Genomic DNA, 19,118 nt, shown 5'->3' with positions numbered 1-19,118 from the left:
GTCTCCCCCCTGCCACCGGGCCGGGGAGCGGCCGCCGGGGCTCCCTACGACTCCGGGGCCCCCGCCCGTCCGTATCCAGCCCCCTCGTCCGGTCGCGCGACCCGAAGAGCGGACATAACCTCCCAAACGTGACACGAATAGCCACCCGGGCCCTGCTCGCCCTGCTGGTGGCGGCGTGGTGGCTCCTCGTGCCCGCCGCTCAGGGCGCCGCACGTGCCGAGGACCCGGTGCAGCTGTCGCGCCAGGGCCAGATCACCGATCCCGTGGACGCGCTCGGCGATCTGGACGGCCAGGTGGCAGCGGCCCTGGACGGGCTCTACGACGACCACCGCGTCCAGCTGTTCGTCGTGTACGTGCACGACTTCTCCGGCCGTCCCGCTCAGACCTGGGCCGACGAGACCGCGACGAAGAACGGCCTGGGTCGCGACGACGTCCTGCTGGCGGTCGCCACACACGACCGGCGGTACGCCTACTCGGCGGACCCCGGCTCCCCCCTCACCGCGGCGCAGCTCGACGAAGTGGCCCGGACGGCGATCGAACCGGCACTGCGGCAGAACGACTGGGCGGGCGCCGCGATCGGAGCCGCGAACGGCTATGCCGCCGTACTGTCCGGACGACCCGTGCCCGCCGTCTCCGTCACCCCCGGGGTGGCCGACCCGGGCGGCTCCGGAAGCGAAGGGGCGTCCGGCACGGATCTGATCGTGCCGCTGGCCGTGCTCGGCGGGGCGAGCGCGCTCGCCGTGTACACCTTCAACCGGCGCAGACGCCGGGCTGTGGAGCGCACGACACCGGGCGACACCTCCTGGGCGGGCGGGGCCTCGCCCGAGGAGGCGACGCCGGGTCCCGCGGCCCCGCTGCCCGAACTGCCCGAACTCGACGCGCAGGCCAAGCAGACGCTCGTGGAGACGGACGACGCGGTCCGCACGAGCCGCGAGGAACTGGGGTTCGCGACCGCCCAGTTCGGCGAGGACGCCGCGAAGCCGTTCACCGAGGCGCTGGAGTACGCCCAGGGCGAGCTGACGGCCGCCTTCCGGCTGCGGCAGGCACTCGACGACGCCTATCCGGAGGACGACGCGACCCGGCGGCAGATGCTGGACGAGATCATCTCCCGCTGCGCGGAGGCCAACCGGCGCCTCGACGCCGAGACCGAGAGCTTCGACGGGCTGCGCGCCCTCGAGGAGAACGCGCCCCAGGCTCTCGCCGCCGCGGACGAGGTGTACCGGGAGCTCACCGGACGGGTGGACACGGCCGAGGCCACGCTCACCGTGATGCGCCAGAGGTATGCCGGGTCCGCGTCGGCCCCCGTCGCCGGGGATGTCGAACAGGCCCGGCAGCGGCTGCTGTTCGCGTCCACGACGCTCGACGAGGCACGCCGGTCCTGCGACGCAGGGGACAAGGCCGCCGCCGCCGTCCGCATCAGGGCCGCCGAAGGCGCCGTCGACCAGGCGGCCCGCCTCATCGACGCGGTCGACCGGCGCGCTCAGGACCTTGCGGAGGCGGCGGGGAAGCTCCCGGGCGCGCTCACCGAGACGGATGCCGATCTGGCCGATGCCCGGGGCCTGCTCAAAGGGACCGGGGCGGGCGTCTCCACGGCAGATCTGCAGGGCCGCATCGCCCGCGCGGAGACGGTCGTCGCGGAGGTACGGCGGGAGGCGGAGGCCGGACCGTACGACCCGATAGAGGCGCTGCGCCGGGTCGAGGAGGCGGACGCCATGCTGGACGAGGCTCTGCTGGACGCCCGGCAGGACGAGCAGGGCGCGCGGCGGACCCGGGCCCTTCTCGACCAGGCGACGCTCACCGCACGCTCGGCGGTCACGGCGGCCACCGACTTCATCACGACGCACCGGGGGGCGATCGGCGCCCCGGCACGTACCCGGCTCGCCGAAGCCCACCGCCGGCTGGAACGGGCCCGGGAACTCGCCGACGTGGACGCCCAGGGCGCACTGACCGAGGCACAGCAGGCGGACGCGCTCGCACGGCAAGCGCAGAGCCTCGCGGAGCAGGACGTCCGCTCCTACGGAAGCCCGTTCGACGGGGGCGGTTTCCCGAGCGGCGGGGGCGGGCTCGGGGGCGCCGTGCTCGGCGGCATCATCCTCGGCGGCCTGTTCGGCGGCGGAGGCGGGCACCGGGGCGGTGGGGGCGGTTTCGGCGGCCGTCCGGGAAACGGCGGCTTCGGTGGTCTTCCCGGCAGTTTCGGCGGCGGCGGCACGCGCGGCCGGCTGGGAGGCGGTGGCCGATTCTGAAGCGGTAGCGCCCTGGCACCTTCAGCATCCCGAATTCCGAATTCCGAGTTCCGAACCCCAGATCCCAGCCCGCGCCACAGACCCCGGGCACCGACCCCTCGAGCTCCGCGCTCCACGACGTCGTCCGACTCGCAAGTCCGCTCAAGGAGAAGCGCCATGACCAAGCAGACGATTCTCGGCCGGGTCGCCCAGTTGGCGAAGGCGAACATCAACGCGCTCCTGGATCAGGCCGAGGACCCGCAGAAGATGCTCGACCAGCTGATCCGCGACTACACGAACAACATCGCGGAGGCCGAGCAGGCCGTCGCGACCACCATCGGCAATCTGCGTCTGATGGAGCAGGACCACCGGGAGGACGTGGAGGCGGCGAAGGAGTGGGGCGGGAAGGCCCTCGCGGCGAGCACGAAGGCCGACGAGCTGAGGTCGTCCGGACAGAGCGCGGAAGCCGACACCTTCGACAATCTCGCGAAGGTCGCACTGCAGCGGCAGTTGCAGTCCGAACGGGAGGCCAGGACCGCCGAGCCGACGATCGCCGCGCAGACGCAGGTCGTGGACAAGCTCAAGTCCGGACTCGACCAGATGAAGGCCAAGCTCGGTGAGCTGAAGGCGAAGCGCGACGAGCTCGTGGCCCGCTCCAGGTCGGCCCAGGCGCAGAACCAGATGATGGACGCGGTCAAGAACATCGACGTGCTCGACCCGACGAGCGATCTGAGCCGCTTCGAGGACAAGGTACGCCGTGAGGAGGCCCGGGCTCTGGGCAAGCAGGAGCTCGCCGCCTCTTCGCTGGACGCGCAGTTCGAACAGTTGGACGCCCTCGGCGACAGCGCGGAGATCGAGGCGCGGCTCGCGGCCCTGAAGGCCGCATAACCATGAGGCGCCGCGCGGACGGATCAGCCCGCGCGGCGCGGCGCGGGCGGCGGCCCCGACCCGGGTACGTACCGGGTCCTGTGGTCCCGGGTGCGTGCCGGTTCCTGGGGACCCCCGGTCAGAACATGCTGAGCAGCTGCTCCACGCTGGGCTCGGCCGCCGCGCCGCCTTCCGGCAGGGCGAGTTCGAACCACACCGTCTTGCCCCGCGGGGTGCGCCGTGAGCCCCAGGCCGCGCTGAGGAGTCCGACGAGCTGCAGCCCGCGGCCGCCCTCGTCGGTGTCCCGGGCACGCCGCCGTCTGGGCTGTACGAGACCGGCGTCCCACACCTCGCAGACGAGGGTGCGGTCGCGCAGCAGCCGCAGACGGATCTCCCCCTCGCCGTAGCGCAGGGCGTTGGTGACCAGTTCGCTGACGAGCAGCTCGACGGTGTCCACGAGCGGTTCGAGGTCCCAGGCGACCAGCTGGGCCCGGGCGAGTTCGCGGGCACGGCCCACCGAGCGGGGTTCGCGGGGCAGCCGCCAGTCCCCCACGGCCTCGGTCGGCAGTCCCTGGATCCGGGCCATCAGCAGGGCGATGTCGTCCTCGCCGTGCCGGGTGTCGAGGGTGTTCAGCACGTGGTCGCAGATGTCCTCGAGCGAGCGGCCGGCCGGCCCCTCGGCGACCGGAGCGTCGTCGGGTGTCGCCTGGGACGGGATCCGGCGGCCGGACAGCGGACGTGAGGGCTCGGTGAGTGCCGCCTTGAAGGCGCTCAGGCCTTCGTCCAGCGGATGGTCCCGGGACTCGACGAGTCCGTCCGTGTAGAGCGCGAGCAGCGCGCCTTCCGGCAGTTCGACCTGGACCTCTTCGAAGGGCTCGCCGCCGACCCCGAGGGGCATGCCCGGCGGCACGTCGAGCAGCAGCGCCTCCTCACCCGGCTCGACGAGGACGGGCGGCAGATGCCCGGCGTTGGCGAACGTACAGCGTCTGGTCACCGGGTCGTACACGGCGTAGACGCAGGTGGCGAGGTAGACCTCGGAGAGCTCGGGACCGCGGGACTTGTGAGCCACCCGGGACGCCTGCTGGGCGCCGCTGGGGCTGCCGAGCCCCCGGGCGATCTCGTCGAGCGCGGAGAGCACTTCGGCCGGCTCCAGGTCGAGGAGTGCCAAGGTCCGCACGGCGGTGCGCAGTTCGCCCATCGCGACGGCGGCGCGCAGTCCGCGGCCCATGACGTCTCCGACGACCAGGGCGGTGCGGTGCCCGGGGAGTTCGATGACGTCGAACCAGTCGCCGCCGACCTCGGTCGCGGTGTTGCCGGGCAGATAGCGGCAGGCGATGTCGAGTCCCGCCGCCTCGGGGTCCCCCGGCGGCAGCAGGCTCCGCTGGAGGATCAGGGCCCGTTCGTGCTCGCGGCGGTAGAGCCGTGCGTTGTCCATGCAGACGGCCGCCCGGGCCGCGAGCTCGATCGCGAGGGCCCGGTCCCGTTCGCCGAAGGGCTCGCTGCCCTTGGCCCGGGAGAACTGAACCAGCCCGACCACGGCGTCGTGCGCGACCATCGGCACGGCGAGGGTGGACTGGACGAGGGAGCCTTCCTCCCCGGGGATCATCTGCACCCGGGCGGTGCGCAGGGCGACGGCGGATGCGGAGCTGAACGGGAAGTGGTGGAGGGCCCCGACGGGGAGCGACGCGGGTGTGCCCGCGGCGGAGCCTTCCGGGCCCTCGGGCAGCAGGGCGCCCGAGACCGCGCTGGCGAAGGCGACACGGCGCAGTTCGGCACTGGCGCCGCCGTACCCGTCGGGGTGGGCCGAGCCCCAGTGTCCGGGCGGGGCCTCGTCGCCGGTGAGCAGACCCTGGTAGAGGTCGACGGAGGCGAGGTCGCAGAAGCCGGGCACGGCGACGTCGAGGAGTTCGCGGGCCGTGGTCTCGAGGTCGAGCGAGTTGCCGATCCGGGCGCTGGCCTCGTTGAGAAGGGCCAGATTGCGCCGGGCGCTGGCAGCCTCACGCGCGGCGATCTGGCGGCGGGTGACGTCGACGCCGAGTCCGGCGACGCCTATGGGGCGCCCCGACCCGCTGTGGACGCGGTAGAGGTTGACGGACCAGTGACGGCGCTCGCCACCGCCGGGCACGGTGCCGACGATCTGCAGATCGGTGACGGACTCGCCGGTCTCCAGCACCCGTCGGAGCGCGGCGGTCATCCGCTCGGCCTCGGGCCGGGAGAGGTAGTCGTAGACGGTACGGCCGCGATGGTCCGCCACCGCGCCGCCGAACACGGTCGCGAAACGCTTGTTGGCGCGTACGACGGTGAGGTCGGGACCGAACAGGAGGAAGCCAAAAGGAGATTGACCGAAAATGGCCTGCGATGCCGCCAGTTCGGTCTCTATACCGCGCAATGCGTGGACATCGACGACGATGCAGAGCGCGGCACGCTCACCGCTCTCGGTCTCGCTCGGCATGACGTAGACCTCGGCCACGCCGTGGGTGCCGTCACCGTCAGGCACACGAAAGGGGACGAGGCCCGTCCATTCCTTGCCGTCGAGTATCTCGGCGATCTTGCGGTGGCCCCGGGAGCGCAGCTCCGCGGGCATGAACACCTCGATCGGATCCTTGCCCATGACGGCTGCGGGCTCGAGCCCGAACTGCTCGGCGGCACGCCGACTCCATTGGTCGACCAGCCCGTCCGGTCCAATCGAGAACGACGCGACCTTGATGTAGTCGTAGATCGAGCCCGGCGGACTGCTCTGCCACACCACGCCGCTCGCCGTCTCAGGTATCTCGCTCACGCGACCGTCCCCTCCAGCTCACCGCACCGGACCGGCCATGCCCCGCAGTATTCAGCACTACGGCTTCTGACGACACGGCGTTCACGATCACAGAGCGGTCTCGTTCATTTTGAGCCGAGAACGCGATGATCGTTGTCCATTCACACTTCTAACCAGGCAGAGGCAGCTCGAACCACACTGTCTTGCCGGTTCTGCCGTGACGTGTGCCCCATCGCTTGGCCGTGCAGGCCACGAGCTGGAGTCCTCGCCCGCCTTCGTCGTCGGGACCGGCCGGGCGTTCCAGGGGCGGATCCGGCAGGGGATCGCTGACCTCGACCAGGAGGGCGGGCCGCGGTAGCGGGGTGTCGCCGTCGACGCTCAGCCGGACGAGGCGTACGCCGATGGGGCCGGAGGCGTACCGAAGGGAATTGGTCACGAGCTCGCTGACCAGCAGTTCCGTCACATCGCCCAGAACGGCGTCCAGCCCCCAGGTCCGCAGTGCGCCGCGCACGGCGTGACGGGCAGAACGTACGGCACCGGGCGCACCAGGGAAGGTCCACTCGGCGACGTCGTCAGCGATGTCGCCCACACCGATCACTTCCCACGGCCGGCCACGGCTTCTGACCACACTTGAATCCGGAGGGTCATTGACCACATACCCGATATTTGGGGCAGCTACCGCCGTGGGATGAGCACGGTGGCGCGAATGGTGGACAGTGCCGGTCCGCGCGCCACCCGGTCCGCGCGCCGAGCACGGAGACCCGGTCCGCGGGTGAGGGGTCACGGGCCCTGTCACCGGATGGAGGCCCTCACTGCGGGGAATCCGGGGAGAGCCGGCGCATGGCGGCGTCGACCGCGGGCCGGTCCTGGGGCAGCCAGTCCACGCTGTCCAGCTCCCCTGGAGCCACCCAGCGCAGTTCGTCGTGGTCCTCCAGGGGTACGGGCTCGCCCCCGAGCAGCCGGACCGTCCACACCTGGAGCACATAGCCGGGGCCGAGCGGCCATTGCCCGGGGACCCGCTCGAGGGGCTCGGTCTCGACACCGAGCTCCTCACGCAGCTCCCGCACGAGCGCCTGCTCGGGTGTCTCACCCGGCTCCAGCTTGCCGCCGGGCAGCTCCCAGCGGCCGGCCAGCTCGGGCGGCGCGCTCCGGCGCGCGGCCAGCAGACGCCCCTGGTCGTACACCGCTCCGGCCACCACGACCCGGGCTGTCACGCGATCCGTCATGCGCCGGAGCGTAACCCGCCGGGCGACGGCCATTGCGCCGCTCGCGCCGTGGAGCGCCCTGCAGGAGCGCGTGAGGACCGCGGACCGCAGGCGCGGGCAGCGGGAAGCCGGGGGGCGACGGCCCCGGCCTCTACGCCCGGTCGGGCGAGGGCGCGGCCTGGCCGAAGCGCTCCACCCAGTAGAGCTGCCGATGACCGCGGTCGCCGAGGCTGTCCGCGATCCTCTGGGCCTCCCCCTCGGTGGCGTACCTCCCGACGCGATAGCGGTTGCCGTTGTCGTCCTGACGGATCACCAGCCAGGGCAGTGTCGCGCTGTCCTCACTCATCGCGACCCTCCCGCCGCCTGCCTGCACATCTTCGACGAACCCCAGGAAACCGCACTCTGCATATGCCCGAGCTTACGCCTGACATTTACTCAGCGGTTACGTGTTTTCACAAAGAGATACGGATCCAGCCAGGAGCCGGACGAGCGGAGGGGGGCGCGCATGGCCGGGCGCCCCCCTCACAGACTGCCGTCCGATGTCAAGGGCGACGAAGAGCGCCGCGGTGAGCAGCGCCGTCGAACGAATTCGGGGCCCGTGGACCACGATCTGAGGGGTGGTCGGTTCCGGCGGTCGGCTCCGGGGCACGCGTCGCACCCCGCTCCAGCGTCACGAAATAGGGAAGACGCCACCGAGTTGCCCGGCGCACACCCCTCCGGCGCTGCGGGCGTGAGTTACAGCGCCGGGTCCGGGAGGCGCTTCACGCGCGATCAAGCCCGGCGGACGGCCGTGTCCGCGGGACGGTCACCGCACCGGAAGGTGGTAGGCGATCCGGTAGCGGTCCGCCGGGATGACCACGTCCGCCGTCTCCACCGCACGCCCCGACGCGTAGTAAGTCCGCTGGATGACCATGACCACATGGCCGGGAACACCGCCGAGCGTCAGGAGCTCCTCCGCCAGCCCCGGGCGCGCGCCGATCTCCTCCACCACGTTGTCCACGACGACATCGATGGCGCCCATCCGCTCGACGACGCCGCAACCGCCGAGCGGCCCCTCCTCGGGCAGCATCACAGGCGTGCGCCCCGTGATGCCGAGCGGCTCCCAGGAGGTCGAGAGCATCATCGCCTCCCCCGCGTCGCGGAAGACGTAGCGGGTGCGCATCACCCGGTCGTCCGGGCCGACTCCGAGCCGGACGCCGACGGCCGTGCCCGCCTCCACCTGCTCACTGCTGGACTCCCACGTGCCCTGGGCACCCTCCGCCGTCTGCTCCTGACGGAAGGGGTTACCGCCGGACGCGGACAGGAAGCCGGAACGGGCGATCCGGCGCGGCACCGGTCGCTCGCGCACATAGGTGCCGGAGCCCGAGCGGCCCTCGACCAGCCCTTCGGCCATCAGCACCTTGCGCGCTTCGAGAGCGACGGTGTCCGACACCCCGTACTCCTCGCGGATGCGCGCCTGAGAGGGAAGCCGGGTACGCGGCGGCAACGAGCCATTCACGATCTTCCGTCGGAGATCGCTCGCAACACGCAGATAGGCGGGCTGCTCACCGAATGTCACTGGCCACTCCCCAACAGGTTGACAGACAGCAACAGCGTGGCAACCGTCGGTTGTCCGCCGCAAGCATGGGCCAGAGATTCACATGCTGCGATGACCACGCTCCGGCCATGGACTTACCGCAGGTAGACCACAGGCTGCGGAACGGACCCGGCGCGCACGGGGAAGACGGCGCGACCCCCTGCGCAACGCAACTGCCATCCTGGATCACATGACGGAATATCAGTGCCCGATGTGCGACGTCCGCTCCCCCGTGGAGGCACTGGCCTGGCGCTGCCCCCAGTGCCTCGGCCCGTGGGACCTCGACTTCACGGCGTCCGCGGTCCCGCGCAACTCACTGTCCACGCGCGTCAATTCGCTCTGGCGTTACGCGGAGGCCGTGCCGCTTTCCGCTTCCGGGGCCCGGGCGGCGGTCTCCCTGGGCGAGGGCCGCACTCCGCTCGTCGCGCTCACCGACACCGTCACGGCCAAGCTCGACTTCCTGATGCCGACCCTGTCCTTCAAGGACCGCGGCGCGGTGATGCTCGCCGAGCTCGCACGGCGGCTGAAGCCGCGGCGCGTGATCGCCGACAGCAGCGGCAACGCGGGAACGTCGATCGCGGCGTACTGCGCAAGGGCCGGACTGGACTGCACCGTTTACGTCCCCGCCGCCACCTCCCCGAAGAAGGTGGAGCAGATCGAGGCCCACGGGGCCCGTCTCGAGGTCGTTCCCGGCGACCGCGAGGCCGCGGCCCAGGCGGCCCGCACGGCGGCCGGCGACGACGGGGTATTCTACGCCTCGCACGTCTTCAACCCGTACTTCCTGCACGGCACCAAGACCTATGTGTACGAGATCTGGGAGGACCTCGGCGGACGGCTGCCCGAGGCGCTCGTGGTGCCGGTCGGCAACGGGATGCTGCTGCTCGGTGCCGCTCTCGCCATCGACGAGCTGCACTCCCACGGGCTGATCGCCGAGAAGCCGGCCCTGGTCGCCGTCCAGGCGGCCTCGGTCGCACCCCTCGCGTTCGCGTTCCGCGCGGGAGCGGACGACGTCCTGGCGCAGAGCTTCGCGACCCACACCCTCGCCGAGGGCATCGCCATCCCGCACCCACCGCGCGCCCGCCAGATCCTCACGGCGGTACGGGCCACAGGCGGGACGTTCCTGACGGTGACGGACGACCAGATCCGGGCGGCCCAACGGGACCTCGCCGCCCGCGGACTGTACGTCGAATCCACCGGGGCGGTGTCCTGGGCCGCGGTCGGCGCATACGGGCTGGGCGACCGGACCGCCGTGGTGCCGCTGTGCGGGGCGGGGCTCAAGACGGGGCCGGCGGCGGCTCCGTAACGGCTCCCGGCCGCACACCACCGGGCCGGACCCCACCGCACGAGCGCGCGACCCACCGTGCGCGTACACGACGCCGGCGCTTCCCGCCGGCGCTCAATACTACGAAATCGTATAGTCCGATATCGTGAACACGAATTCCGCGGCATCCGGTTGGTCCGCCCTGCTCGCACTGCAGCGGGCCACTCACGCCACCCTGCAGCTGCTCTCCACCGAGCTCGTCGATCTCGACCTGACCGCATCCGAGATCAACGCCCTGGCCAATCTCGCCGACGGCCGCGGCCGGACCGTGTCCGAACTGGGCGCGGCAGTGGGTTCCCGGCCCACCACGCTGACCAGCGTCCTGGACCGCCTGGAACGGCGCGGCCACATCACCCGGGGCAGCCGCCCCGGAGACCGCCGGATCGTCCTCATCGAGCTCACCGACTCGGGCCGGCAGACGGCCGCCACCATCCGCTCGGCCATGACCGCACTCGAACGCCGCGCCCTCGGCCGCCTGCCGGCCGAAGCGCTCTCAGGACTGCGCGCCGGCCTGCAAGCCCTCACGGAGGCCACCGCATGACCACACACGACACACCCGCCGCGCACAGGGGCGGCGCCGACACCCCAGGACAGGAGGGCGACGGATTCGACGCCCTCGTCGCCGAGGTGATGGCGGACGCGGAGCGCTTCGGCCACCGCGAGCACGTCCATCTGACCTGGCTGGCCGTGATCCGTCACGGCGTACCTGCGGCGATCGGACTCGTCAGCCGGGGAATCCAGCGCACCGCCCGCTACGCCGGAGCACCGCAGAAGTACCACGCGACGGTCAGCCGGGCCTGGGTGGAACTGGTCGGACACCACGCCACGGAGGGCGCGGACGATTTCACCTCGTTCACCGACCGCCACCCCGCCCTGCTCGACAAGCGCCTCCTCAGCCGCTTCTACCGCTCGTCGACACTCGCCACCCCGCAGGCGAAGACGGGCTGGGTGGAACCCGACCTCCACCCCTTCCCCTGGCAGGAGGCGGTACGGACGCCGGAAGGGATCAGGCCCACGGGCGCCTGACCCCTTCCGGCCTGTGGCAAAGGTGCGTTCCGGCCCCTCTCGTCGTCTACACGATCGACAACGGGGAGCTGGGTCGTGCACGTCGGACGCCTTTCCACGGTCTACGACACGTAGCTGCCCCAGGTTCTGCGGACTGCTGCGGACAGCACAACGGCCTGACCTGCACTCTCGCAGGTCAGGCCGTTTATCCACGTCCAATCAGACGTTGAAGCGGAACGTTCATGGAACCCCTTCCTTCCCAGTGTTCCCAAGGGTTTCTGCCATTTGGAGGGGTGCAGGGTCAGCACCAAGTCAGCACCGTGTCGATCAGTCAGCACGTCATGCCGCCACTGCGACGGCGCGTACCGGCGACGGCCGCAGCGCCTGCTGCATCACGTCCCGGCACCGGTCCCACGCCTCCGGAACCAGGTGCCCGTACGTGTCGACGGTGGTCTTGATGTTCCGGTGACCAAGCCAGCGGCTCACTTCATGGATGGGGACGCCGTTCGCGAGCGCTGTCGAGGCGAAGAAGTGACGCAGCGAGTGCGGGGTGTACTTCGGCTTCTTGTCCGGGGTGACCACGCCCGCCGCCGTGCACGCCTTCCGCCAGTGGTAGCCGTACGTCGACGCCGTGGGCATCTTCCCCTTGCCCCGCTCGCGCGGCGCGAACAGTGCTTCCACGCCGTCGACTTCGACCGTCCCCCAGCGCTTCAGGTGGTTACCGATCTCCTGGTCGAGGAACGTCGGCGTGGGCACATCCCGGTACTCGTCCGCCGTGCGGTGCTTGAGCGGCACGAAGCGTGTCACGCAGTCGCCCTGGTTCGCCTTGGCACTGATCTGCCTGCGCAGCCGCAGGAAGCCTTACCGCTGGCAGTCCGAGGTCAGCCCCAGAGCCTCGCTGATACGCAGCCCAGCACCCGCCTGGAGCCACACCGTGAGCCGGTACTGATCGGACATGGCGGCAGCGATGGCGTATACGTCCGCCAGTGTCGGTATCTCGTCCGGGTCGACAGCCGAGCCCGCCGTCTTGATCGGCGGTACCCCGTCACACGGGCTCTCGGGTATGCGCCGTTCCTTGACGGCCGTCGCCATCATGGCGCGCAGGATGTTCATGCGGTCATTGACCGTTGATGCCGCCAACCCGCCGTTCACCATGACGGCCTGGAGCTTCTTCACGTCCGGGACGGTGACGCTGGCGAGGGTGCGCGCGCCAAGCGCGGGAAGCAGATGGTTCGAGATGAAGCCCTGGTAGTTCCGTCGGGTCGACTCGTTCACCTGGTGCTGCGCAAGCCACTCTTCCGCCCACCTGCGCATGGAGATCTGCCCAAGCTGGTGGTCGATGTAGACCCCGGCCCGCTTGTCGTTCTCCGCCTTGACGCCGAAGCTCTCGGCTTCCTTCTTCGTGGGGAACGACTTCTCCCGCTGGCGCCCAGTCCGCCCGCCGGGCTCGCGGTAGCGGACAGTCCACAGGTGCCCGCACCGGGTCTTGTTCCGGCAGTCACACTTCTTCAGTACCTGCGCCACGCTTCATCCCCTGGAGTGTCTGCACTGCCTTGTCCGTGAGCTGTCCGCCCGCCTTGCCTTCGACCTTGGTCAGGAAGCCCCGCTGCCGCGCAGCACGCAGGTGCCCCTTCACAGTGGCCGGATTCAGATCGAACCCCGCCGCCAGACGCTGCGCCGGAGCACGCTCTCCCGCATCGACGAAGTGCACGTAGAGGGCAGACAGCACCGCCAGCCGCTCATCCGTGAGGCCGCCCGGCAGGGAAGCCAGCCGCTCGCCGAGCTCGCGAATCTCCAGCTCGGCAGCCTCAGCAAGTGACCGCATCGCAGCGAAGTCCTCACTCGGCGTGGTGTTGATCCGCCGTAGAACAGTGCTGGAGATACCGCGTGCGATCTCCTGCGGATCAGCGTCGCCAGCAGGAACGACGTGGATCTCGCACGGTCCCACCGATCCGCTGGTGCCCTCGGGCCAGTACATGGTCACGACCCATGCGCCCATGCGCTTGATGACGGTCACGCCATCTCGCGGTTCGTCGCCCGGTGGCTGAGGTGTCGAGTTCATGCATGCACCGTAAGCAGATGACACACCCCGGTCAAGTCCGGATGTGACAGATCCGGACTTGACCGGGGCGAACTGATGCGCTCAGGATGTGGAAGTCCCGCCCTTCCATCCACAGGAGTCCGCCTTTGCACCACCACCGCCTCATGACCGTTGACGAGCTGGCCGAGTACCTGGGCAAGAAGCCCGCGTGGATCTACAACAACCACCGGGCGCTCGGCATCCCGTCCCGGAAAGTCGGCGGCAGCCTGCGCTTCCGGCTGTCAGAGGTTGACCACTGGATTGACCGGGAGTGCCCCGCGTCGGCATGACCAGCCCATCCCCATTACTCACAGCCACCGAAGGGAGGCACATGTCCCGCCATCCGGCGGGGGCGCCGGCGCACCGCGCCGGACAAGGAAGGAAAAGGGGCCACGTCGAGTGGCTATCAACTTCGGTCTGAGCAAACCCTGGGGCGCCGTCTCGCAACATGAGTACCGGCGCATGGCACGTGATGAGCGCTTCGCCCTCGCGCACCGCGTGCACTTCGCCGCACTCGGCTGGGCCGATAGGCACGGTCACGCACAGTTCGGACCCAACGCGCTCGCGGCCATCCTGTCGAGGAACGGCACACGGCTCAGCAAGCAGAGCACGACCGGCGCCGTCGCCAGCGCGAAGCGCCTCGACCTGGTGTCGCCGCGTTCGTCAGCGGCCTGCCTGGTGCTCGGCAGCCATGTGTTCCAGAAGGAGAAGGGCGCACCGTCGCCCTGCCGCACGCATCCCGAGCGGCTCTAGCGCACAGGTACAGCGCAAACCTGTACCGAGTACAGGCGCGACATGTACGGAAACCAGCTCCGACCTGGGGAAACATTCGTCGCCTCTCTATCTAGTTAGGGCAGCGGCGGAAGAGCGTCAGCGCTGGCGACATGGCATCTGCACCCGGTGCAGCCGAGCTTCGCTCGGCCCAGTCGTAAGCCCGCTAGCCCAGGTGCGGCCCATCAGGGCCGCCACATTGCAAGCCAGTAGATCAAGCAAGCCTGCAAGGAGGCTCTACCTCTTGAGCAAGTCGATGACGAACTCTCCCTCTCGCCGCCGCTCCGCCGCTGGGGCACCGTCGCGTCCGACGTACGAGCTCGGTATGCGCCGGGGAATGCTGACCTTCATCTGCCGCGTAGAGGGTCATCCGCGCCGTCTCCTGTGCCTCTGCGCCTGCGGCGAAGTGAAGGACGTCGACATGAGCAATTTCGCCAGCGGACGAACGAAGACCTGCGGCGGTCCGGCGCATCGCGCCCCCATGTCGTACGTCGAGGCTCACCGCATCGTCCGCATGCAGCGCGGGAAGGCGAGCGCTCGCCCCTGCTGGCGAGACTGCGGCAAGCAGGGCGCCGAATGGGCGTACGACCATCTGGACTCCAACGAGTCACGCAACGAGAAAGGGAGGCATGCAGGCATCCCTTACAGCACAGACCCGATGCACTACGTGCCCCTGTGCCTTAAGTGCCATCGGCGGTTCGACAGGGAGACGACAACTCGCTTGCGAATCAATCCGGCGGCGAAGGAGTCGTCCACCTTGGCCGTCTACTGGTCCTACCTCCACGATCGCCCCGGCATGAAGGTCGACGCCAGCGCTGCGTGACCATTCGGAACGCCCTTCCTGCTCGCTGCGGGGAGGGCCGCATGCCCTCGATGCTTTGCACCACCCCGCCGCCGCATGCCATCCGTTCAGGCCACTAACCTGCGGATACTCCGCATGACGCCCCGCCGGCCGAGGGCAAACGACCTCTGGAACCGTGGCAGGATCCGAGCTGCTAAGACAAGGCGGTCGGGGAGGGGGGACTTCAGGGGTCATACCCCACCCCCTCCGCTCTCTTCCTGCTCTTCGCCGTCGCCTCTACGATCCGCGCATGATCAAGCTGTCGTGGGCCCTAGTGGCCGAGCACGTAGACGAGTGGACCGGCGACAACTTGGCGCAGGGCGCCGCCGCTCTCGAAGCCAAGGTGGGGACTGCGGTCGAGTCCAGCGGCATGAAGCCGGAGACCGTGAGGCAGTGGCGAACTGACTTCTTGGCGCCCGTGGTCGAGTCTCTGCGTACAGAAGGGGCAGCCGCTCTCGCGCGAGGCGAGTCGTGGAGCAAGGCGGCTGGACCATTCCTCGCGTGTGCCTCCCCCGCCATCCGACCGGAGGCCCGGTGACCGTTCCTGTGCCTCGCCGCTGAGGTCAATCCCACCAGAAGTCCCAGCAATTCATGCCGACGATGCGCTCGGCGTAGGCGGCCAGGGTGTAGGGACGGGAGCCCTGCCAAATGTTGTCCGGGCAGAAGGCGAAGTGCTCGGCGGCGACCAAGAGGGCATCCTCGGTAGTCATCGGGGGTGCCGCGACACTGAGATGGAGGGTGCTGAAGCCGACGGCCACGACGCGCGCACCGAAGCGGCGCTCCCAGTCGCGTACGACGGCGGAGAACTTGGCCGTGTCGTTGTCGTAGTTGGCGGGACCGTTCCAGCCGACGGCGGTAAGTGCGTCCGCACCGCAGGCAGCGGCGACGAGCCCAAGCCTCGACCGAGGATGCTGATCGGCGAAGACCCGCGCGTACTCTGCAGCCATCTCATCAGCACCTGTCACGGGCTCTTGGCTGCGGGCGGGACTTGGCCAGGTCTGGCCGAACGGCGCGGTGACTGCGAGACGCTTCTCGGGCATGAGGAGGTCATCGTCGTCGTCGGTACTCGTGTACACCTTCCACCACTGCGCCAGGAGAACCGCCGGGTCGTGCGCGTCGGGTGAGGACATCCGCTCAGGAGACAACTCGCCGGACGCCCAGGGCCGGAATTCGCCGTCGTTCGGGTCATCGGCGTCAAGAAGGAGAGGCCACAGGCCCGAGGCGCTGTGCTCGGAGCACAGGTGGGTCCACAACTCGGCGGAAGCCGGGGTATCACTCAGCCACAGCGGTTGCATGTCGCCGTCACCCTCATCAGAGGTAATCATCCGGCCCTTCGGGAGCGGCACAGCTACGAAGGCGAAGAGTTCAGGATTCACGGGCGGATGCTAGTTCGAGGGTCTGACAACTGTGGGCACGCCTGTTGGTGATCGTTCACTCCTGTTCAGGTGAGGTACTGGGTGAGCACGCTGGCGACGGCAGTGGCGAGGGTGATCACAGCGGCGAAAGCGGCGGCTGCACGCAACAAAGCGGCCGGGTAGGTGGCGCCATCGAGGCGGGCCAGTGTGCCCGTGGCAGCGGCGGCCAGGAGTGCGAACACAACGGTCACGGCGGCGGTCAGTAGGACGACGGCGACATGGGTCACGACGATCTCCCTGCACACGGTGGGATGTTGATGTGACCGAAGTTCGCCGAAGCGATGTTCGCCGTGGTTCGGCCGGACAATGATGAACATCGGCGAACACATGCGACTGGGGGCCTGATGCCTAGCGAGGAGCACGATGGAGGGGAAAGCCCGCTGGCCAAGCTGCGTGACAGGCTCAGCGATGGACTGGCTCGCAAAAGACTGACCAAGACCCAGCTCGCTACCCAGTCAGGGCTGGGTCGCACGACCATCCAGGAAGCGTTCCGGGTGGATGGGGCTGTCCCGTCGGCTGAAACAGTCGTGGCGCTGGCCCGAGTGCTCGGGGTGTCAGAAGCAGAGCTGCTGGATCTGCGACGTAGGGCTGCCGCCCACCCGATCGGTTCGGTGCCCGGGCACGGCGAGGGACCTGGCAGGCCGATCGGACAGTGGGATCCGCACGACCTGGAGGTTCATCCATCTGGATCCGCCGCAGCGGCCAGCTCGGTGCGGGCATTGTCCGGCTACGTCCGCCGTGCGCACGACCAGGTGTTGGCTGAGGCGGTGAGCGAGGTCATGGAGGGCCGCAGCCGGATGTTGGTCCTGGTCGGCTCGTCGTCCACAGGCAAGACACGGGCGTGCTGGGAGGCTGCTCAGCCGCTTGCTGACGAGGGGTGGCAGCTCTGGCATCCCTACGACCCAACCCGCGCAGAAGCGGCGCTCGCCGAACTCGAACGTGTCGTGCCGCTCACGGTGGTGTGGCTTAACGAAGCCCAGCACTACCTCGGTCACCCTCAAGTAGGCGAGCGCATCGCAGCCGCCCTGCACACCCTCCTCACCGACTCCAGCCGCGGGCCGGTCCTCATCCTCGGAACCCTCTGGCCCGAGTACGAGGGCCAATACAGCGCCATGCCCAGACCTGGCAGCCCAGACCCGCACAGCCGAGCCCGAGAGTTGCTCGCTGGCCGAACAGTGGCTGTCCCCGACACCTTCAATCAGGACGCACTCCGAACAGCCACGGTCCTCGCCCAGGACGGTGACCGACTGCTGGCGGATGCCCTTTCCCGTGCTGGCATTCACGGCCGCGTCGCCCAAGACCTCGCTGGTGCCCCCGAACTCCTGCGTCGCTACGAGCATGGCGCCCCGGCCGTTCGAGCACTGCTGGAAACTGCGATGGATGCCCGCCGTCTCGGGGTGGGGCTCCACCTTCCCCAAGCGTTCGTCACTGACGCCGCCGCCGACTATCTCACTGACGACGACTGGGACCGACTCACCAACGACTGGGCAGAAGCCGCCTACGCGGACCTCGCCCGCCCCGTCCACGGCAAGCAGGTCCCACTCGGCCGGACAAACCCTCGACCCTCGCGTCGTCCTCCGAGTGATCCAACGCCGGCAGGTGCTGCGACCCCACCAACGGGTCCTATGCTCCGCCTCGCTGACTATCTCGAACAGCACGGGAGGAGCACCCGCCGTCTACTCTGCCCACCGGCATCCTTCTGGCACGCAGCTCACACCCATCTCGCACACCCTGGCGATCTCAACAACCTTGCTCAAGCCGCCGAAGACATGGGCCGTTCGCAATGGGCCCACCACCTCCGCCTCCGAGCAGCCGGGGCTGGTCACCCTGATGCCCTGATCAAAGTCGCCTGGGTACAAGAGCGCGCCGGGGACCCTGAGGATGCCGAGTCCCTATTCCGGCAGGCTGCGGACGCTGGGGACCCAAGAGGTCTGAAGTTCTTGGGCTACGGGCCAGAGACGGCCGGGGACTGGGAGGGCGCCGCCGCCTATTACCGGCGGGCCGCCGACGCTGGCGACCCAGATGCGATACGCGGCCTGGCACGGCTGCGGGAACGGGTTGGAGATTTGGATGGTGCCGAAGTCCTGTATCGGCAGGCAGCCGACGCTGGCGACCCCAATTCCCTGTCCGATCTGATGATGATGCGGGAGCGCGCCGGAGACCGGGAAGATGCCGAAGCCATCGCCCGGGAAGCCACCGACGCTGGCGATACCTTGTGCTTCGAGATCCTCGCGGAAATGCGGGATGAAGCCGGGGACTGGGAAAGCGCCGAAGCCATCGCCCGGGAAGCCGCCAATGCCGGGAACATTCTCCCTCTGTTGCAGCTATGGCGATCGCGGCTTGACGACGGCGACTTGGAGGGCGCCGAATCTGCCTTCCGGCAAGCCGCTGAGGCCAACGGCGGACCCACCCCGGCCCACTTGGCACGAACGCGGGAGCAGGCCGGGGACCGAGAAGGCGCCGAATCCCTTGCTTTGAAGGCTGCCGATGCCGGTGATTTCTACATCCTGCGCGACCTAGAGCGAATGCGGGACGAGGCTGGGGACGAGAAGGGCCTTGACGCCCTCTACCGACACGCCGCCGATGCTGGCCACATCCGCTCGCTGTTGGGCCACGGAAGGTGGGAGTACGGGCTGGACCCGGACGGGTCGCCCTCATCTCCGTGGATCTCGGAATAGGGGCAGCAGTTCGACCATCAGGTATCCGTGATGGCTCACTCGGTCCGCACCACCAACGCGAACGACGTGCACACGCGTCGGAAGCTCCCGTGTCCCGTGCGGCCTGTGTGACTCATACACTCGACGTCCACGGCCGCACCGTCCGTCGACGGCTGCGCCGACCATCCGCACGGGTAGGTCAGACACTCCGCCTCGAACGTCACGTCCGTGTCTGGGTGCCGAGTGATCCGATGCTCCACGAACCGCAGCACAGCCCGCCCCATCACCGACCCCCGTGCACCGAGTACAGGTGCGCCCGCAGGGACACGTTCACGTCCGACGCCTTCGAGTGGTCTCCCGTCGAGACGGCGTTGACTCGCCGCACCGCGAGGTCGAGACA

At 69.4% G+C, this 19,118-nt stretch carries 21 protein-coding genes and 1 pseudogene; 11 read left to right on the top strand and 11 right to left on the bottom strand.

What is annotated here, in order from left to right:
* Positions 1 to 128 precede the first annotated feature (128 nt).
* Complete coding sequence (locus tag ACTWOL_RS24330) at positions 129 to 2,243, top strand: TPM domain-containing protein (RefSeq protein WP_474298894.1); 2,115 nt, start codon at positions 129 to 131, stop codon at positions 2,241 to 2,243.
* Positions 2,244 to 2,399: 156 nt separating this feature from the next.
* Positions 2,400 to 3,110, top strand: coding sequence for a PspA/IM30 family protein (locus ACTWOL_RS24325; RefSeq protein WP_474298893.1), 711 nt, complete (start codon positions 2,400 to 2,402; stop codon positions 3,108 to 3,110).
* 118 nt (positions 3,111 to 3,228) lie between these two features.
* Here the strand turns inward: ACTWOL_RS24325 and ACTWOL_RS24320 are convergent, their stop codons facing one another.
* The 5 genes from ACTWOL_RS24320 to ACTWOL_RS24300 all read right to left on the bottom strand — a co-directional run bounded on the left by ACTWOL_RS24320 (position 3,229) and on the right by ACTWOL_RS24300 (position 8,610).
* Positions 3,229 to 5,868 carry a SpoIIE family protein phosphatase gene (locus tag ACTWOL_RS24320; protein ID WP_474298892.1) on the bottom strand — a complete coding sequence of 880 codons (2,640 nt, stop codon included), beginning with the start codon at positions 5,866 to 5,868 and terminating at the stop codon, positions 3,229 to 3,231.
* A 148-nt stretch (positions 5,869 to 6,016) separates the two neighbouring features.
* Positions 6,017 to 6,436 (bottom strand): ATP-binding protein, encoded by a 420-nt coding sequence (locus ACTWOL_RS24315; RefSeq protein ID WP_474298891.1) that lies wholly within the window; start codon positions 6,434 to 6,436, stop codon positions 6,017 to 6,019.
* A 220-nt stretch (positions 6,437 to 6,656) separates the two neighbouring features.
* On the bottom strand, positions 6,657 to 7,073 hold the full coding sequence (locus ACTWOL_RS24310) for a (deoxy)nucleoside triphosphate pyrophosphohydrolase (RefSeq protein WP_474298890.1): 417 nt from the start codon (positions 7,071 to 7,073) through the stop codon (positions 6,657 to 6,659).
* 130 nt (positions 7,074 to 7,203) lie between these two features.
* On the bottom strand, positions 7,204 to 7,398 hold the full coding sequence (locus ACTWOL_RS24305) for a hypothetical protein (protein WP_474298889.1): 195 nt from the start codon (positions 7,396 to 7,398) through the stop codon (positions 7,204 to 7,206).
* Between the two features lie 459 nt (positions 7,399 to 7,857).
* Positions 7,858 to 8,610 (bottom strand): GntR family transcriptional regulator, encoded by a 753-nt coding sequence (locus tag ACTWOL_RS24300; RefSeq protein WP_474298888.1) that lies wholly within the window; start codon positions 8,608 to 8,610, stop codon positions 7,858 to 7,860.
* 208 nt (positions 8,611 to 8,818) lie between these two features.
* Here ACTWOL_RS24300 and ACTWOL_RS24295 point away from each other — a divergent pair, with 208 nt between their 5' ends.
* From ACTWOL_RS24295 to ACTWOL_RS24285, 3 genes are all read left to right on the top strand, one after another.
* Complete coding sequence (locus ACTWOL_RS24295; RefSeq protein WP_474298887.1) at positions 8,819 to 9,931, top strand: threonine synthase; 1,113 nt, start codon at positions 8,819 to 8,821, stop codon at positions 9,929 to 9,931.
* Between the two features lie 124 nt (positions 9,932 to 10,055).
* Positions 10,056 to 10,490, top strand: a complete 435-nt coding sequence (locus tag ACTWOL_RS24290; protein ID WP_474298886.1) for a MarR family winged helix-turn-helix transcriptional regulator — start codon at positions 10,056 to 10,058, stop codon at positions 10,488 to 10,490.
* Entirely contained in the window at positions 10,487 to 10,975 is a 489-nt protein-coding gene (locus tag ACTWOL_RS24285) for a hypothetical protein (RefSeq protein ID WP_474298885.1), read from the top strand. Before ACTWOL_RS24290 ends, ACTWOL_RS24285 begins: the two co-directional genes overlap by 4 nt.
* Positions 10,976 to 11,293: 318 nt before the next feature.
* Here the strand turns inward: ACTWOL_RS24285 and ACTWOL_RS24280 are convergent, their stop codons facing one another.
* From ACTWOL_RS24280 to ACTWOL_RS24270, 3 genes are read right to left on the bottom strand one after another with little or no spacing between them, the layout of a single operon-like run.
* Positions 11,294 to 11,761: a tyrosine-type recombinase/integrase gene (locus ACTWOL_RS24280; RefSeq protein WP_474298884.1), complete on the bottom strand. Its 468-nt coding sequence runs from the start codon at positions 11,759 to 11,761 to the stop codon at positions 11,294 to 11,296.
* Between the two features lie 54 nt (positions 11,762 to 11,815).
* Complete coding sequence (locus ACTWOL_RS24275; protein ID WP_474298883.1) at positions 11,816 to 12,478, bottom strand: tyrosine-type recombinase/integrase; 663 nt, start codon at positions 12,476 to 12,478, stop codon at positions 11,816 to 11,818.
* Positions 12,453 to 13,016, bottom strand: a complete 564-nt coding sequence (locus ACTWOL_RS24270; RefSeq protein ID WP_474298882.1) for a hypothetical protein — start codon at positions 13,014 to 13,016, stop codon at positions 12,453 to 12,455. The genes ACTWOL_RS24275 and ACTWOL_RS24270 overlap by 26 nt, the downstream gene beginning before the upstream one ends.
* Before the next feature lie 143 nt (positions 13,017 to 13,159).
* On the opposite strand from ACTWOL_RS24270, the gene ACTWOL_RS24265 reads away from it, so the two are divergent.
* The 4 genes from ACTWOL_RS24265 to ACTWOL_RS24250 all read left to right on the top strand — a co-directional run bounded on the left by ACTWOL_RS24265 (position 13,160) and on the right by ACTWOL_RS24250 (position 15,184).
* Positions 13,160 to 13,324, top strand: coding sequence for a helix-turn-helix domain-containing protein (locus ACTWOL_RS24265; RefSeq protein ID WP_401572059.1), 165 nt, complete (start codon positions 13,160 to 13,162; stop codon positions 13,322 to 13,324).
* A 172-nt stretch (positions 13,325 to 13,496) separates the two neighbouring features.
* Complete coding sequence (locus ACTWOL_RS24260; RefSeq protein ID WP_474298881.1) at positions 13,497 to 13,787, top strand: hypothetical protein; 291 nt, start codon at positions 13,497 to 13,499, stop codon at positions 13,785 to 13,787.
* Positions 13,788 to 14,142: 355 nt separating this feature from the next.
* Positions 14,143 to 14,628: a hypothetical protein gene (locus ACTWOL_RS24255; RefSeq protein ID WP_474298879.1), complete on the top strand. Its 486-nt coding sequence runs from the start codon at positions 14,143 to 14,145 to the stop codon at positions 14,626 to 14,628.
* A gap of 268 nt (positions 14,629 to 14,896) precedes the next feature.
* Positions 14,897 to 15,184, top strand: a complete 288-nt coding sequence (locus tag ACTWOL_RS24250) for a hypothetical protein (RefSeq protein ID WP_401572051.1) — start codon at positions 14,897 to 14,899, stop codon at positions 15,182 to 15,184.
* 25 nt (positions 15,185 to 15,209) lie between these two features.
* Here the strand turns inward: ACTWOL_RS24250 and ACTWOL_RS24245 are convergent, their stop codons facing one another.
* Together ACTWOL_RS24245 and ACTWOL_RS24240 are read right to left on the bottom strand one after the other, a co-directional pair.
* On the bottom strand, positions 15,210 to 15,992 hold the full coding sequence (locus tag ACTWOL_RS24245; RefSeq protein WP_474298878.1) for a DUF4253 domain-containing protein: 783 nt from the start codon (positions 15,990 to 15,992) through the stop codon (positions 15,210 to 15,212).
* Positions 15,993 to 16,087: 95 nt separating this feature from the next.
* Complete coding sequence (locus tag ACTWOL_RS24240; protein WP_474298877.1) at positions 16,088 to 16,288, bottom strand: hypothetical protein; 201 nt, start codon at positions 16,286 to 16,288, stop codon at positions 16,088 to 16,090.
* 54 nt (positions 16,289 to 16,342) lie between these two features.
* Between ACTWOL_RS24240 and ACTWOL_RS24235 the strand changes: the two are divergent.
* Together ACTWOL_RS24235 and ACTWOL_RS24230 are read left to right on the top strand one after the other, a co-directional pair.
* Positions 16,343 to 16,618, top strand: a pseudogene (locus ACTWOL_RS24235) (helix-turn-helix domain-containing protein); the annotation flags it as partial.
* 210 nt (positions 16,619 to 16,828) lie between these two features.
* On the top strand, positions 16,829 to 18,739 hold the full coding sequence (locus tag ACTWOL_RS24230; protein ID WP_474301335.1) for a tetratricopeptide repeat protein: 1,911 nt from the start codon (positions 16,829 to 16,831) through the stop codon (positions 18,737 to 18,739).
* A gap of 35 nt (positions 18,740 to 18,774) precedes the next feature.
* On the opposite strand, the gene ACTWOL_RS24225 is transcribed toward ACTWOL_RS24230, so the two are convergent.
* Positions 18,775 to 19,002, bottom strand: a complete 228-nt coding sequence (locus ACTWOL_RS24225) for a DUF7848 domain-containing protein (RefSeq protein ID WP_474298876.1) — start codon at positions 19,000 to 19,002, stop codon at positions 18,775 to 18,777.
* Positions 19,003 to 19,118: the final 116 nt, after the last annotated feature.

The organism is Micromonospora sp. IBHARD003 (genome assembly GCF_056106285.1).
This window is presented reverse-complemented; position numbering and strand designations above follow the sequence as displayed.